Origin of the sequence: Granulicella sp. L56 (assembly GCF_009765835.1) — a bacterium.
Taxonomy (GTDB): Bacteria; Acidobacteriota; Terriglobia; order Terriglobales; family Acidobacteriaceae; genus Edaphobacter.
In genome coordinates this window covers 470,642-485,595 of sequence record NZ_LMUS01000001.1, presented here as the reverse complement: position 1 = coordinate 485,595, position 14,954 = coordinate 470,642, and the positions used below count along the sequence as shown (strand labels likewise).

The 14,954-nt window shown below is 54.8% G+C and carries 14 protein-coding genes and 1 riboswitch; of the genes, 7 read left to right on the top strand and 7 right to left on the bottom strand.

Annotated elements, in window-relative coordinates:
* Positions 1-40 precede the first annotated feature (40 nt).
* On the bottom strand, positions 41-1,237 hold the full coding sequence (locus tag GSQ81_RS02075; protein ID WP_158909076.1) for a porin: 1,197 nt from the start codon (positions 1,235-1,237) through the stop codon (positions 41-43).
* 536 nt (positions 1,238-1,773) lie between these two features.
* On the opposite strand from GSQ81_RS02075, the gene GSQ81_RS02070 reads away from it, so the two are divergent.
* Both GSQ81_RS02070 and GSQ81_RS02065 read left to right on the top strand, forming a co-directional pair.
* Positions 1,774-3,336 carry an ammonium transporter gene (locus GSQ81_RS02070; RefSeq protein ID WP_158909075.1) on the top strand — a complete coding sequence of 521 codons (1,563 nt, stop codon included), beginning with the start codon at positions 1,774-1,776 and terminating at the stop codon, positions 3,334-3,336.
* Between the two features lie 95 nt (positions 3,337-3,431).
* Complete coding sequence (locus tag GSQ81_RS02065; RefSeq protein ID WP_158909074.1) at positions 3,432-3,770, top strand: P-II family nitrogen regulator; 339 nt, start codon at positions 3,432-3,434, stop codon at positions 3,768-3,770.
* Positions 3,771-3,845: 75 nt separating this feature from the next.
* On the opposite strand, the gene GSQ81_RS02060 is transcribed toward GSQ81_RS02065, so the two are convergent.
* Together GSQ81_RS02060 and GSQ81_RS02055 are read right to left on the bottom strand one after the other, a co-directional pair.
* Complete coding sequence (locus GSQ81_RS02060) at positions 3,846-4,757, bottom strand: LysR family transcriptional regulator (RefSeq protein ID WP_158909073.1); 912 nt, start codon at positions 4,755-4,757, stop codon at positions 3,846-3,848.
* Between the two features lie 11 nt (positions 4,758-4,768).
* A complete protein-coding gene (locus tag GSQ81_RS02055; RefSeq protein WP_158909072.1) occupies positions 4,769-5,308 on the bottom strand; it encodes a molybdopterin-dependent oxidoreductase in 540 nt (179 codons plus the stop codon).
* Positions 5,309-5,435: 127 nt separating this feature from the next.
* Between GSQ81_RS02055 and nuoI the strand changes: the two genes are divergently transcribed.
* From nuoI to GSQ81_RS02030, 5 genes are all read left to right on the top strand, one after another.
* Positions 5,436-5,939: an NADH-quinone oxidoreductase subunit NuoI gene (nuoI, locus tag GSQ81_RS02050; protein WP_158909071.1), complete on the top strand. Its 504-nt coding sequence runs from the start codon at positions 5,436-5,438 to the stop codon at positions 5,937-5,939.
* A gap of 75 nt (positions 5,940-6,014) precedes the next feature.
* Positions 6,015-6,392 (top strand): hypothetical protein, encoded by a 378-nt coding sequence (locus tag GSQ81_RS02045; RefSeq protein ID WP_158909070.1) that lies wholly within the window; start codon positions 6,015-6,017, stop codon positions 6,390-6,392.
* Between the two features lie 135 nt (positions 6,393-6,527).
* Positions 6,528-6,633: riboswitch (SAM riboswitch) on the top strand.
* Positions 6,634-6,752: 119 nt separating this feature from the next.
* Positions 6,753-8,042: a threonine synthase gene (thrC, locus tag GSQ81_RS02040; RefSeq protein WP_158909069.1), complete on the top strand. Its 1,290-nt coding sequence runs from the start codon at positions 6,753-6,755 to the stop codon at positions 8,040-8,042.
* Positions 8,032-8,313 (top strand): MoaD/ThiS family protein, encoded by a 282-nt coding sequence (locus tag GSQ81_RS02035; protein ID WP_158909068.1) that lies wholly within the window; start codon positions 8,032-8,034, stop codon positions 8,311-8,313. The genes thrC and GSQ81_RS02035 overlap by 11 nt, the downstream gene beginning before the upstream one ends.
* Positions 8,314-8,513: 200 nt before the next feature.
* Positions 8,514-8,663: a lmo0937 family membrane protein gene (locus GSQ81_RS02030; RefSeq protein WP_158909067.1), complete on the top strand. Its 150-nt coding sequence runs from the start codon at positions 8,514-8,516 to the stop codon at positions 8,661-8,663.
* A gap of 71 nt (positions 8,664-8,734) precedes the next feature.
* On the opposite strand, the gene lon is transcribed toward GSQ81_RS02030, so the two are convergent.
* The 4 genes from lon to tig all read right to left on the bottom strand — a co-directional run bounded on the left by lon (position 8,735) and on the right by tig (position 14,870).
* Positions 8,735-11,158 (bottom strand): endopeptidase La, encoded by a 2,424-nt coding sequence (lon, locus tag GSQ81_RS02025; protein WP_158909857.1) that lies wholly within the window; start codon positions 11,156-11,158, stop codon positions 8,735-8,737.
* Positions 11,159-11,343: 185 nt separating this feature from the next.
* Positions 11,344-12,630, bottom strand: a complete 1,287-nt coding sequence (clpX, locus tag GSQ81_RS02020) for an ATP-dependent Clp protease ATP-binding subunit ClpX (RefSeq protein ID WP_158909066.1) — start codon at positions 12,628-12,630, stop codon at positions 11,344-11,346.
* 171 nt (positions 12,631-12,801) lie between these two features.
* Positions 12,802-13,392 (bottom strand): ATP-dependent Clp endopeptidase proteolytic subunit ClpP, encoded by a 591-nt coding sequence (clpP, locus tag GSQ81_RS02015; RefSeq protein WP_026336315.1) that lies wholly within the window; start codon positions 13,390-13,392, stop codon positions 12,802-12,804.
* A 53-nt stretch (positions 13,393-13,445) separates the two neighbouring features.
* The gene (gene tig, locus GSQ81_RS02010) at positions 13,446-14,870 is read right to left on the bottom strand and encodes a trigger factor (protein ID WP_254059936.1); all 1,425 of its coding nucleotides are present in this window, start codon (positions 14,868-14,870) and stop codon (positions 13,446-13,448) included.
* Positions 14,871-14,954: the final 84 nt, after the last annotated feature.

Sequence of the window (14,954 nt, the reverse complement as noted above, 5' to 3'; positions counted from 1 at the left end):
TCAAGCAAAAGGGAACAAGTAGTCCTCATACTGAAATCTCCTACCTCTTTGGTCCGAAGAAGGCGACTACTCCAGCCTCTAAAGTTGATTGAGCATTTACGAGGCGGCTGCCTTTTACGAAATACGGTTGGTCGGAGTCATCGCGGCGGAATTCAAGCCGTGCCAGAAGTCCTTCTGGCATCTTGTATTCTCCGGTCAAAGTAAATTCGTTGACATTTTGCACTGTCCCGGTTGAGAACCCCGACTCGTCCTTGAAGTATTCAAAGCGAGGGGTAAAGGCAACTTTACCTGTGGCCTGATAATGCAGAGCCGCAGCGATGCCTTGCCAGTGAGACAGATCGGTCGTCTCGTACTGTGGAGTCGCAACTTCGCTATCGATGACGTCTGCATTCCGGTTCTGGCCATAGTCGTAATTGATATACGCGCTGACCTTCGGACTTGGTGTCAGCAACAGTGTGGTATCGAAAAGATTACGATATCCCTTGTTGGTTTTGTTGTTCTCGGGACCGACATAGTAGTTCGTGCTCAGCGTGTACTTTGGCTTGGTGTAAACACCAGTAAGTCCAATGGTTTTGCCGCTGTTGTTATCGCTGAAGTTATTCCATCCATTTACAACTTGAACTCCGGCGGTAAAGCTTTTGGTCAGTGGCATAGAAGTGCGAAGTCCGACATGGTAGTAGGGAATTGCCAGCGAGAACAGCAGTGAGCGTGAGTAGTTCCAGTTGTCCTTCGTCTCAATTACTTCTGCGCCAGCCGAGGTTACAAACTCACCGAAGTCAGCCTCAAATCCCTTGCCCTTGGTGGGTTTCCAGCTAACGAACGCTTGCTCCAGATGCTTGAAGTTCGGCTCGGTGCTGAGGATTTCGTTGAAAGCTTTCCCAAACCCAAGATCGATCCGGAATCCCACGGGATCGGGATCGTGAGACATCGTCAGCTTGGCCATATTCAAGCTAAAGGTATTGGCGTCATAGTCGAAGTTGTGGAGCTGGTTTCCGTTGGTGCTATCGGGCGGATGGTTCGCATTGAAGTTGTAATAGCCATCGACGAGACCGCTGAAGTCGATTCCGCCAACGCTCCAGACCGACGGTGCGGCAGCGGCGGGAGCAGCAGCCGGTGCTGTGCTGGGAGGTGTCGCGGGTGCTGTGCTTGACGGAGGAGGGGGTGGAGATGCGTCCTGTGCCTGGGAGTGCTGCGTAGTTAAAAGTGCTCCGGCGCAACATGCCAAGGCCGCGATCATGGTTCTCGTAAGTGCAGTCTTCCTCTTTGATTGAGCCATCGTTTTCAGTGTCCTCTCTCTTGTTATGTGCTGTGATGGTAGAGCGCAAATGATAGGAAGTTCGTATGGAAACCGTTAAGAAGTCATAAGCATGCTGGCGCAAATTCCAGCGGTGATTGATGGCCCTCATCCTGCCAGAGTGTGAGTCTGAGCAGGTTGCTAAGTGTGTGTAAGTTGGGTATAGCACGCAGATTTCGGCATTCTTTCGGCATTCTGCGCGAATCAATGCATTCGATATGGCATATCAAAAAAAGCTATCTTGATGGCTGAATACTCTGCCTTTATCCGTGTATCGGTCGCAAAAAGTAATGCGGTCCATAGAAAAAAGTTCTTCTGCGAATGAGCTCTTGATGCCCGGTAACGGGCTGTGTACGGTACAGCTACCGCAACGTAACCAGGGATCGCAAAATCAGGCAGTTGGGCTCCAGGCGCCTTCCAGGTCTTAGCGATATGTGTCTCAATAGCGTCATCTACTTTCCAGCAAAGGAGTTCTCTGAATGTCACAAACAGTGAACCAGGCAGTAAGACTATCCTTCCCGCAGAAGATCAGCCGATTGGGCGAGCGCCTGCACGAGGCTCAGTGGCGCCGTTACGGCATGGTTCTGCTCGCCGGCAAGGTGCTTGGTGTTGCGGCCGTCATGCTGGTCGCCACCTTTATCACCGAGCTCTGCTTTACCAACGTGTTGGCTGCCGATTCACCGGTCAAAGCAGCCGATATCGTCAACCCAGTCAACACCATGTGGACGCTGGTCGCGGCCTTCCTTGTTTTCGGAATGCAAGTCGGCTTCACCATGCTTGAGGCTGGCTTTTGTCGATCTCGAGAGACGGTCAACGTGTTGATGGAGTGTATCGTCGATACCTGTCTCTGTGGCCTGCTCTTCTATGCCATCGGCTTCTCATTCATGTTCAGCCATGGCAATGGCTTCATCGGCTATCATTGGTTCTTTCTGAAAGATATCCCGGCAACTTACGAGTCCACCGGCGTCAGCTTCCTGGCCTTCTGGATCTTCCAGTTCGCCTTCGCTGATACCTGCTCCACCATCACCTCGGGAGCGATGATCGGACGTACCGGTTTTGTCGGAGACTTGCTCTACAGTCTTGGCGTCTCCGGCTTCATCTATCCCATCATCGGCCACTGGGCATGGGGCCCGGACGGTTTCCTCGCAACCATGGGAAGCACCGGCTTCTTTCTTCCCACCCTCGGCCAAAGCTTTCACGATTTCGCTGGCTCGACAGTCGTACATACCATCGGCGGCATGGTCGCTCTTGCGGGGGCAATCGTTCTTGGCCCGCGCCTTGGTCGCAAGTTCAAGCGCGATGGCGGCGGCCCTATGCTTCCTCATGACCTTACGATTGCTGCATCGGGCGGCTTGCTTCTCTGGTTCGGCTGGTACGGATTCAACCCTGGCAGCACGCTCTCCGCAATGGACTTTGAGGGCATCGGCAGAATCTCTGCAAATACAACCCTCGCCGCCTGCGCTGCTGGCCTCACTGCCATGACGTTCGCTTACTTCATGAGCAAGAAATGGGATATCAGCTTCACGGTCAATGGCTTCCTTGCGGGACTTGTGGCAATTACCTGCCCTTGCTATTGGGTAAGTCCAACCGGGTCGATTATTCTGGGTGGTATCGCTGGCATTATCGTTGTGTTGGGAGTCGAGTTACTGGAGTGGCTCCGCATCGACGATCCTATCGGCGCGGTTCCCGTTCATGGACTGTGCGGCATATGGGGCACGCTCTCTCTCGGCTTCTTCGCCGTGGGTAAGTACGGTGCCACCGGGCCACTCGCTCCGGACAACAGCGCACCGCTGAGAGGTCTCTTCTACGGTGGCGGGTTGACGCTCCTCAAGGCACAGTTCATTGGGAGCGCGATCATTACTGTATCGACCTTTGCGGTAGCCATGCTGCTCATGTGGGTGGTCAATCTCACCGGTACGCTGCGTGTATCGAAAGAGGGCGAACTCTACGGCATCGATCTGCACGAGCACGGCATCTCAGCGTATCCCGAATACGTCATCACCGCCCTTGGCTCACCTTCGGGCATGACGGACGGCAGATAGCCCGTGAGGGAATGGCCGCTATCGGACATTCCCTCGCGTCGTGCTCTTCTTTTGAAGCTCACCATTCAACCCGATGAAATCGATGCGAGGACAGCATGACAAAAATAGAGGCGATTGTAAGACCAAACAAATTTGACGCGATCAAAGAAGCACTCTCGGATCTCGGTGTCGAGGGCATGACAGTAGGAGAGGTTCGCGGGCATGGCAGGCAGAAAGGCCACACCGAAACTTATCGCGGGCGAGAGTATGAAGTCAGCCTCATTCCCAAGCTGCGCGTCGAAATCGTTGTCCCTGACGAGCGTGTCGAGCCAATCATCGAAGCCATCATCAAACATGGTGCGACGGGAGAGATAGGTGATGGAAAGATATTCCTCTTCAAAGCCGAAGACGCGATTCGTATAAGAAACCAGGAACGCGGAGAGCGGGCCTTGTAGAGCATTCGGGAAAGCCCGCATCGAATGATAAAACTCGATGCGGGCTTTTCTCGCATTTCCATATCTCGTAACGGCTTATTCTGTCGGAAGCCCCGCAGAACCAGGTCCGCCGACATCGCGAGTGGCAATCTCCAGAAACGCTTTCGTGGCTCGTGTCATCGATTTCTCCTTGAGATAGACGATCCCCAGATCGCGTGACAGGCGCAGCGATTCAATCTTCACAATCTCCAAAGTACCCCGCTTGATCTCATCCGCAATGTTGGCGCTCGGCAGGAAGCCAATGCCGAGTCCCGCAAGAATGAAGCGCTTCATCAGCTCTCCGCTCTCTACTTCCATCACGGTCTTGGGCTGAACATCCTGCATTCCAAAGATGTTGAGAATTAATTCCCGTTGTCGTCCCTGCTTGGGTAGCAGAAAAGGAAACTTCACAATGTCTTTCACGACGACATTTTTTGCGGTGCGCAACGGATGGTCCTTCGGAACTGCAAGTACCAGCTCATCACGATGAATTGTCTCTACTGTAAAACGCGCATCTTTTACAGGAAGAGAGACAACCCCAAAATCGATCTCCCGGTTAGCGAGCAGTTCGAGAGTGCGTGCTCTCTCTGCCCGAATAATCTTCAGCGCAACCTTCGGATAATATTTCTTGAACTCCACGAACACATCCGGCAGAACATGCAGGCTGGTGGACTCCTGCGCGCTGATCCCAACCTCTCCTCGCGGAGAACGTAGCTGCTCCGCCACCATCATCATCATGTGCCGCTGGCAGTCGAGAGCATGTTCGGCGAACGGCTCAAAGACCCGCCCAGCCGCCGTAAAGGTCACCTTACCCCCTTTGCGGTCGAATAACGTCTCTCCTATCTCACGCTCCAACGAGCGAATCTGCGCGGAGACTGCCGGCTGCGTAATCCGCAACTTCTCGGCCGCCTTGGAAAAACTCTTTTGCCGCTGTACCTCGACGAATGTCTTCAACTGTTCAAAGTCCATGATGAATCCCCTTAATCCACCGTCACCAGCGAAATTTTCGTAGCGTTTCTTACCCAACGCATCGGCTTCTTGTCTCCGCTGGCCACCAGCTTGATCGCTCCGTCTTCTCCTACCCCGCTGCCATTCATGCCGGTAGCCACAATGACATCGACGTTGTGTATCTCCCCTTCAATTTCTGCGGCGGAGTACAGCACAAAGTAATGGTCCGTCCCTTCCACCCGTAGGTAGCTACGCAGGATTCGACGCTGTGTCGTCTTGTCCAGCGCTGCGCCATACTTCGCCAGCAGATCGCTCAACTCCACGCCGGTGTAGTTCTCATCCATCTTTGTATGCGGATTGTGGACGGTGACCGTCTTCTGCGGCATCGCCTGCAGCTCAGCTACGGATAGCGTCGTCGCCTTACCTTCTATAACAAGTGTCAGGCTCGTCGATAGCACGGCCTGGACGTGGGCATGTTCCGGCATCCCCTGACCCTGTGCCGGAATCCCGCTCAGAGTACCGCCTAAAACCATCGTCATCGTCAGATAGCCAGCAAATCGAATTGCTTTCATTACCACATCCTACCCTGTGTGGCCAAGGACTTCAGGCACATACGACGCAGAAGATAAAATTTCAGCCGGAAGTTCAGCTTGTTTTCGTGTCAAGCAGCGCTCTTCTGACACAAGTTATACTGGAAGTATGTCCAAAGTACGCGCCGCCGCAGCCATAGCCAAGGGAATGAGCATCACCCTCAAGGAGATGTTCCAGCCGACCGAAGTTGAAAACTACCCTGACGGCAAAGGTCCAATGCGAGGGGCTAAATTTCAGGAGCGTTTCCGCGGCAAGCACCAGCTTCAGCGCGATGAGAACGGTCTCGAAAAGTGTGTGGCCTGTTTTCTTTGTGCCGCAGCCTGCCCATCAAACTGCATCTATATTGAAGCGGCTGAGAACACCGAGTCCGTCCGAATCTCCTCTGCCGAGCGCTACGCCAAGGTCTACAACATCGACTACAACCGCTGCATCTTCTGCGGCTATTGTGTCGAGGCTTGCCCGACCGATGCCATCACGCACGGGCATGGCTTTGAACTTGCCAGCCTCAACGCGACCAATCTCGTGATGCGTAAAGAAGATCTGCTCGTCCCCTCTGCTAAGCTTCCGGACGCCGTCCGCTCCGAGAAGGACGAAGCCGAAATACTTGCCTAGAAGGCATCATCTGAAATGGCTGACAGCAAAGTGTAGAGATAAGTCAAAAAGGCCCAACGACAAAGTAACGGAATCATGGAACCACTCACAGACAATAAGCAAGCAATTCTGCACATCTGTCGTCGCGAGATGCTACGGCCCTTGCGCGATCAAATCCTTCGTATCTCGGGTTTCGACGTAGATTCCACTCTCAGCAATGCCGAAGGGATGTCCATGTTCTGGGCACGGCCCTACGATCTTGTTCTGATCGACGTTGAAGGGGAGGCGGGAATTAGCGAAGCGGAACATCTGTGCTCTGAGATCAAGACAGCTCAGCCTGGCCAGTTGATCGCCTTTGTTTGCAACTGGCGTGTCGCCATCCTCACCGACTGCCCAGATGAGATCGTTCGTACGGAGTTTGATCCTGCAGCCTTCGTCGAAGGTGTCCGCGATATTGTCCCAAAGCCACGCTAAGCTTCCACGGCACGGACGCAATAAAATGCAGCCGCAGCTTGATGAGATGCATCTAGTTACTAACTGACACAGTTGCAGAGGCAACCGTGTTGTGCTAAAAGTTAACTATTCCAGTTTGCTTTCGGGCAAATTTGAATTTCATGCAGAGTGGTTGAGGGACGAGCCCTGTGACGCCACGACAACCGGACAGAACAAACGCGTACCGGTGTCAACTCTCTCCTGGAAACAGGGAACATGAGATTAGGAGCACGCAGCCAAAATGTTAGGTTGCACCCCATTTCACCTTCCTGGCCGTTCGCGGCGTTCCCATAAAAGAGAGTATGTCGCAGGTTCAAAACTCCTCCTCTCGGAGAGAGCGTAATGAACTATTCCTGTACGGTGTATGAGCTGAAATGCAATGAGTGCGGAAAGCGGTTTGGCAACCAGCCACTGTCCGCATGCCCCGATTGCCTGGCCCCGCTTGAAGTGGCCTACGATCTGGAAGCAGCACGCGGTGTCTTCACCCGCGAAGCCATCGCAGCAGGCCCGCCCAGCATCTGGCGCTACGCCGCTCTCCTGCCCATTCCCGCAGGCTACCAGCCCGACCTTCCCGTCGGCTTCACGCCTCTCATCAAGGCCAACAATCTCGGCAAGCGCATCGGCGCAACCAATCTCTACCTTAAGAACGACGCCGTCTGCTTCCCAACTCTTAGCTTCAAGGACCGTGTCGTCTCCGTAGCTTTGGCAAATGCCCAGCGCTTCGGCTTTGATACCGTTGGCTGCTCTTCCACCGGCAATCTGGCCAACTCAGTAGCCGCACAGGCCGCGCGCCTGGGTATCAAGGCGTGCATCCTCGTTCCGGCTGAGCTCGAAGCCGCCAAGATCCTTAACACCCAGGTCTATGGTGCCCGTCTGGTCCGCATCGACGGCAACTACGATCACGTCAACCGTCTCTGCAGCCAGATCGCCGACGAGTACAACTGGGGTTTCGTCAACGTCAATCTCCGCCCCTACTACGCTGAAGGCTCGAAGACGGTAGGCTACGAGATCGCCGAGAAACTGGGCTGGCGGCTGCCCGACAACGTCATCGTCCCCATGGCTGGCGGCTCGCTCATTCGCAAGATCCGCAAGGCCTTCCAGGAGCTCATCTATCTTGGCCTTGTCGAAGAGAAGCATGTCCGTTTCTTCGGTGCCCAGGCTACCGGATGCTCGCCCATCTCTCAGGCTGTCAAGCTGGGCAATGACTTCATCGAGCCCCAGCGGCCCAATACTATTGCCCGCTCCCTCGCGATCGGCAATCCTGCCGATGGCCCCGCAGCGTCGCAGATGATCCGCGCCACGGGCGGCTGGGCTGAAGACGTCTCCGATGTAGAACTCGTATCCGGCATGCAAGAGCTTGCAGAGACCGAAGGTATCTTCACGGAGACCGCCGGAGGCGTTACCACCGCCGTCACGGCTCGCCTCTACGCTCACGGACGGATCTCCCCCGACGAACTCACGGTTGCCTGCATCACCGGCAACGGTCTTAAAACAACTGACGCGCTGACCGGACACTATCGGGAAGAGCGCGCCGTTCGCCCTCGCCTGGCTGACTTCGATGCCTACCTGCGGGAGTTGGATGGCGCTGCGGAACCTGAACTGGCTGCCGTTGGAGGTACTCATGGCAATTAAAGTAACTCTTCCCGCTGCCTTCACCCGCCATACCGATGGCCGCAAACAGTTCGACTCCGCTGCGCAGAATCTGCCCGGTCTTATCGCCGATATTGACCAGACATTTCCTGCTCTCGGTACCCAGATTAAAGATGATGACGGTAAGCTCCGCCGCTTCATCAACATCTATGTCAACGACGAAGACATCCGTTTTCTCGGTGGCGAGGCCTACTCGTTTCAGGATGGCGATGAGGTGATGCTGATTCCTTCGATCGCCGGTGGCACCTTCTAAAGAAAATCACGATTCAACGCTAACGATGTAAAAAGGATAGGGCAGTCAGAGACTTCTGGCTGCCCTATCCTTTTATAGCCCCCAAGTGGGTCACTTCATATTCTTCGCTATAGATACAACGAATGCGGCCTCTCGCGGCTCTTATCACTTGTAAGTTTCGCGCCTGACGCGATACATCAAAGAAGAAAGAAGGGCTCTAAATGTTTCTCATATTGGCCGTGGTGCTGATTATTCTATGGCTGGGCGGATTCTTCGTCCTGCACATAAGCAGCTTCCTGATTCACCTGCTTATCGTCTTCGCTGTCATCTCTTTCATCATGCACTTCGTCACGGGTAAGCGATCGGCTTGAACTGGATTCATCAGTCACAAAGATAAAGGCCGAGCCTGGTTGGCTCGGCCTTATCTTCACAGCATTGTCTTCTATTGATGTGCAGCGGGCTGCGGAGCATCAATGCTTGGCGGCAGCACAGCTCCCAGACCGCTCGGCGTCTCTTCCTGTAACTCGGGGAGTTTTTCTTCAAGAGCTATCTGGAGCACCTGATCCATCTCTTCAACAAAATGGAGCTTCATCGAGGTCTTCAGCAACTCAGGCAAATCGGCCAGATCTTTGCGGTTGTCTTCCGGTAGGATCGCCTCAAAGATACCTGCCCTGTGTGCTGCCAATAGCTTCTCTTTAAGGCCACCAATTGGAAGTACCTTGCCGCGCAGCGTGATCTCACCTGTCATGGCGATATCGCGTCGCACCTTGATCTTGGTCAACGCGCTAGCCAGTCCAGTAGCGAGAGTGATGCCTGCCGATGGCCCATCCTTGGGAATCGCGCCTTCAGGGACATGGACGTGAATATCGACGTTCCGGTAGAAGTCTTTCGCCAACCCAAGATGATTTGCCCTTGACCGTATGTAACTCAATGCGGCCTGCGCCGACTCCTGCATGACATCGCCAAGCTGCCCGGTCGCCGTCATCTTACCCTTGCCGTCCAGCACTTGCACTTCAGTCTGCAGAATCGTGCCGCCCATCTCAGTCCAGGCAAGACCGGTTACTAGGCCGACCTCGCTCTTTTCATGGACCTGAGAGTCGCGGAACTTCGCCACGCCTAGAATCTCGCCGATATTCTCCCCAGTCACGGTCTCCTGATGCTTGGCGCCATTCTTTACAACGCGACGTGCAATCTTGCGGCACACATTGCCGATCTCGCGCTCGAGATTTCGCACGCCTGCCTCGCGAGTGTATCCACGAATGATCTGCCGCAGAGCATCATCTTCAAAGGTGACCTGGCTTTCAGTTAAACCCGTGCCCTCGCGCTGCTTTTTGACCAGATATTGCTTGCCGATTTCCAGCTTTTCGAGTTCGGTATAGCCATGCAACCGCAGAATTTCCATGCGGTCCTGTAATGGCCCCGGAATCGTGTGCAGCACGTTAGCCGTCGCGACGAAGAGCACCTGTGACAGGTCATACTCCACGTCGAGATAGTGATCCTGAAAGGAGGCATTCTGTTCAGGGTCCAAAACTTCAAGCAGGGCACTGGCCGGATCGCCGCGAAAGTCCGATGCCATCTTGTCGATCTCATCCAGCATGAATACCGGGTTCTTGGTTCCGGCCTTTTTCATCGACTGAATAATCTGGCCCGGCAGCGCCCCGATATAGGTACGCCTGTGGCCTCGAATCTCAGCTTCGTCTCGAACGCCGCCAAGCGACATGCGCACGAACTTGCGTCCTGTGGCCTTGGCAATCGACATTCCGAGAGAAGTCTTGCCCACGCCAGGAGGTCCAACAAAGCACAGGATCGAGCCCTTCGGATTCTTCACCAACTGTCGCACAGCCAGAAATTCGAGGATCCGCTCCTTGATTTTTTCCAGTCCATAATGGTCTTCGTTCAGGATCTGCTCGGCGTGTTCAATCGAGCGAATCTCCTTGGAACGCTTCTTCCATGGCACTGCAAGCAGCCAGTCAAGATAGTTGCGCGAGACGGTAGATTCAGCCGACATCGGCGGCATCGCCTCAAGCTTCTTCAACTCCAGAAGCGATTTTTCGAGGACATCCTTCGGCATGCCTGCCGCTTCAATCTTCTTCTTCAGTTCGTCGAACTCGGACTTTTCTCCCCGGCCAAGCTCTTTCTGAATCGCCTTGATCTTCTCGTTGAGGTAATACTCTTTTTGCGCCTTCTCCATCTGCCGTTTAACGCGAGACTGGATGGTGCGGTCCATGTTCAACTTCTCGATAGCAAGATCTAGAACGTCCGCGACCCGCGAAAGACGCATCTCCGGATCAAACACTTCCAACAACTGTTGCTTCTCTTCGATGGATAGTTGCAGGTTCGCGGCAATCGTATCGGCCAGCTTTGCCGGTTCATCGGCACGGACGCTTGCAGCCATCGTCTCGTAGTTCAGGGACTGCTGCAGCTTCACATACTGCTCGAACAGGGTATGAACCCGTTGCATCAATTGCTCAACCTGAGGTGTCAGCTCCAGGTGCGTCTGGCCGGTGCGTACGGTCGCGACAAAAAATCCGTCGTTATCGTTGATTGCAGTCGCTCGCGCCCGCTCGATTCCTTCTACAAGCACTTTGATGTTTCCGTCAGGCATCTTGACGCTCTGGACGATATTGCCGATGGTGCCCGTCTCGTAGATATCATCGATACTGGGCTCATCGATAGAGGCGTCATGCTGGGTCGCCAGGAAGATCTTCCGGTCACCCGAGAGCGCTTCTTCGAGCGCTCGTACGCTGGATTCGCGACCCACGACAAACGGAGTCATCATGTGCGGGAAGATGACCATGTCGCGAATAGGCATCATGGGCAGCTTGCGTACTTCGCCGCTCAACGTCTCTTTGGTTGAATTAGTCATCATGCTCCCTATTAGACGTCCGTCCGTGCGCAACGGTGCAAACGCGCTAACGGCTTTGAGTGATTGTAAACGGCTCCGGACAAGACATTTAAATACATCCGAAAAAGTGGAAAATTACATATCACCCATTTTCCCGAAAGCAGACAAACTGATGTGCTGGAGCTAACTGATCCTGCGCATTAGTCTTATCCGGCTTTTTCCAACAACATCGGCAACGTCAAACTGTGCTTCTTCACCATCTCCGCCGTGATGGACAACTCCTTGACCTTCTTGTTGCCCGGGACGAAGTACATCAGATCGAGCATCAGTTCTTCGAGAATCATGCGCAGGCCACGGGCGCCTACCTTGCGCTGCAAGGCCTCGCGCGCAATCTCGCGTGCGGCCTCATCCGTGAAGGTGACCTTTACGCCTTCGAAATCGAACAGCTTCGTGTATTGCTTCAGGATGGCATTGCGCGGCTTCGTCAAGATGTCGATCAACGCAGCCTCATCCAACTCGTCGAGAACTCCCATGACCGGCAACCGCCCTACAAACTCAGGAATCAGTCCATACTTCAACAGGTCCTGAGGCTGCGCCTGCCGCAGCAACTCGGCATCGCGTTGGGCGCGAATTGGCGTCACTTCGTCTTCTTTGGCCTCCGGGTCAACGACTGCCTTGAATCCCAGAGCCTTCTTGCCAATGCGGCGTCCGATCACTTTTTCGAGGCCGACAAAAGCTCCGCCGCAGATGAAAAGGATGTTCGTGGTATCGACAGCCGTAAATTCCTGGTGCGGATGCTTGCGGCCGCCCTGTGGCGGAACATTGGCGACCGTTCCTTCCAGAATCTTCAAGAGCGCCTGCTGAACCCCTTCGCCGGAGACATCGCGTGTAATCGATGGGTTCTCGTCCTTGCGTCCGATCTTGTCAATCTCATCGATGTAGATGATGCCGCTCTGGGCGCGCGCCACATCTCCTTCGGCTGCCTGCAACAACTTCAAAATAATATTTTCGACATCCTCGCCAACATATCCGGCTTCGGTCAGAGTGGTCGCATCGACGATTGCGAAGGGAACGTCCAGCATCTTAGCCAGCGTGTGCGCCAGCAGCGTCTTGCCCGATCCCGTCGGGCCAACCAGCAGAATGTTCGACTTCGCCAGCTCGACATCGTTGCCGCGAGTCTTGTTCATCTGAATCCGTTTGTAGTGGTTATAGACCGCGACCGCCAGCTTCTTCTTCGTCTGGTCCTGACCGATAACGTACTCATCCAGAAACGCCTTGACCTCTTGCGGCTTAGGCAGGTGGGCAGGCGCTGCACCGGGCTGCGCCTCCGTACGGTCGTCTTCGAGGATGGAGTTGCACACAGCAACGCACTCGTCGCAGATATAAGCTCGCGGATAGTCCGATGGAGAGGAGATGAGCTTGGCAACAGCGTCCTGCGACTTGTGGCAGAAAGAGCAGCGAAGAGATTCGTCTGTGCCTCGTGACGTTTTCATAAGTGCGGCAACTCCTGGGTAATCCGTGCAGTGCAAAGGTATAAGCAGAAGTTTACACCCGTTTCATCTTGTAAACCGTAGATAGGGGTGCCTGCCGCTGTACACCGAATTGGTGATAACGCAAGGGAGCCCGGACCCATTTGGCCCGGGCTCCCTTGCGTTACCTTTTGATTACGTTCGTGGCCTATCGATAATGTCGTCGATAATCCCGTATTCCTTTGACTGTGCTGCCGTCATGATGAAGTCCCGCTCCACGTCGCGCTCGATCCGTTCCAGCGTCTGGCCGGTGCTGGCGCTCATCAGCTTATTCGTAATCTCACGAATCCGCAGAATCTCCCGTGCATGGATGTCGATATCGGTGGCCTGTCCGCTCAAGCCGCCCATCGACGGCTGGTGAATCAGGATTCGCGAGTTCGGCAGGGCAAATCGTTTGCCTTTTTTCCCGGCCATCAGCAGAAAGGCACCCATGCTGGCCGCCTGGCCGATGCAGAACGTCACAACATCGTTCTTGATGTACTGCATCGTGTCGTAGATGGCGAGCCCCGCAGTAATCGATCCGCCCGGAGAATTGATGTAAAGCTGAATGTCCTTCTCCGGGTCTTCACCGCTCAGAAACAGCATTTGCGCAATGATGACATTCGCAATGTTGTCATCGATCGGCGTGCCCAGAAAAATGATGTTGTCACGCAGCAGACGGCTGTAGATATCGTAGGCGCGTTCGCCCCGGCTCGTCTGCTCAATCACCATCGGTACTAATCCCATAGCGCTCTCTTTCTAAAAATCGTTAGCAGAAAATTCTGGTTTATGTTTTATATCTACGAAGCCAGCTTCTCGTAGAGCACGCTTCCAGTCTTTTCGCGGCGCATCTGCTCGCGGATGCGGTCCAGACCGCCATCCTTTGCCAGTCGCTCCCTCAGAGTTTCCAGCGGCTCGCGCGACTGAATCGAAATCATGAGCAGTTCACGATCAAGGTCCTCATCGCTCACCACGACGCCCTCAGCCTCGGCGATTCTGTCGAGAATCATCGAAACCTTGACTTCGTTTACTGCCTGATCACGCTGGGCAGCGCGCAGACGGCCAAAGTCCAATTTGCGCATGTCGTCGGCCTTCATACCCTGCTGGGCTAGAGCGCGGAGGCCGCGATCCAACCGCGCATCCACCTGCTGCTGCACAAACGATTCGGGAACAGGGAAGTGATACCGCCCGATCAGCTCTTCGAGCATCTTGTCTTTGGCACCGTTCTCAAGCGCGTCCTTTTTACGGTCTGCCGTGTGCTCCCGCAGCTTGCTCTCAAAGTCATCCCAGCTCTCATAATTTCCAAGCTGCTTGGCAAACTCAGCATCGCGCTCGGGATACGTCTTGCGCTTGATCGCCTTCACCGTCACGTCGTAGCTGACAGTCTGTCCCGCAAGTCGGTTATCGCCAAAGTCCGCCGGATAGTCTACCTCGAACTTCAGCTCCTGCCCCGGCTTCGCACCGCGCAGCGCATCGTTGAATGCAGCCAGAGTGTTCTTGCCGCCGATTTCGATCAGCACGTCTTCACCGGTAATCGGCGCGTGTTGAGAAGCATTGGCCACGCCGTCTTCGGTAACGGTCTGTGCCAGGTCCTTCACTTCGCCGCGAAACTGGATCTCGGCCCAGTCGCCGTTGACGAGTTCCCGGTCTTCGTCCACCGGTTCAACGGTCGCATGAGCATCCAACACCCGGCTAAGCTCTGCATCGAATTCCTCGCTGGTCAGCGCAACCTCGGGCTTGGCTACATGAACGCTCTCATAACCGGCAATGTCGAACTCGGGTGCAACCTCAAAGGCAGCCTTGAACTTCAGCGGCTGCCCGTCGAAGAGCTGCATGTCGAGCAGTTGCGGTTCGGACACCGGGCGCAGCTTCTGGTCGTCGATCGCCTTGCGGAAAGGCTCGGACACCAGGCTCTCCAGAACCTCCTGCCGGACCTCTTTGGCGAACTTCGACCGGATCAGCGACTCCGGCACCTTGCCTGCGCGGAAACCAGGAATACGCGCCTGCTTCTGATAGCGCTTCACGACCTTCTTAAAGGCTTTCGACACCTCATCCGCCCCGACTTCCACCTCGATCTCCCGCGTCAATTCCGGGTTCAGCGAAGGAGCGTGCTGATGCTCGTGTTCATGATCGTGCTCGTGGTCATGATTGTGGGTATGCGCCAGTTCAGACTGCTGCTCGGCAGTCTCATTCGTCTCTGTCATCTCAGTCGGGGTCAAATCCATGCCTTCCGGGGTGCTTGTATGTACGGTTTTGCGCGCTCAAAAGCTGACCGCTTGGAACACGCCTCTTTACTACTGTACGAGTCT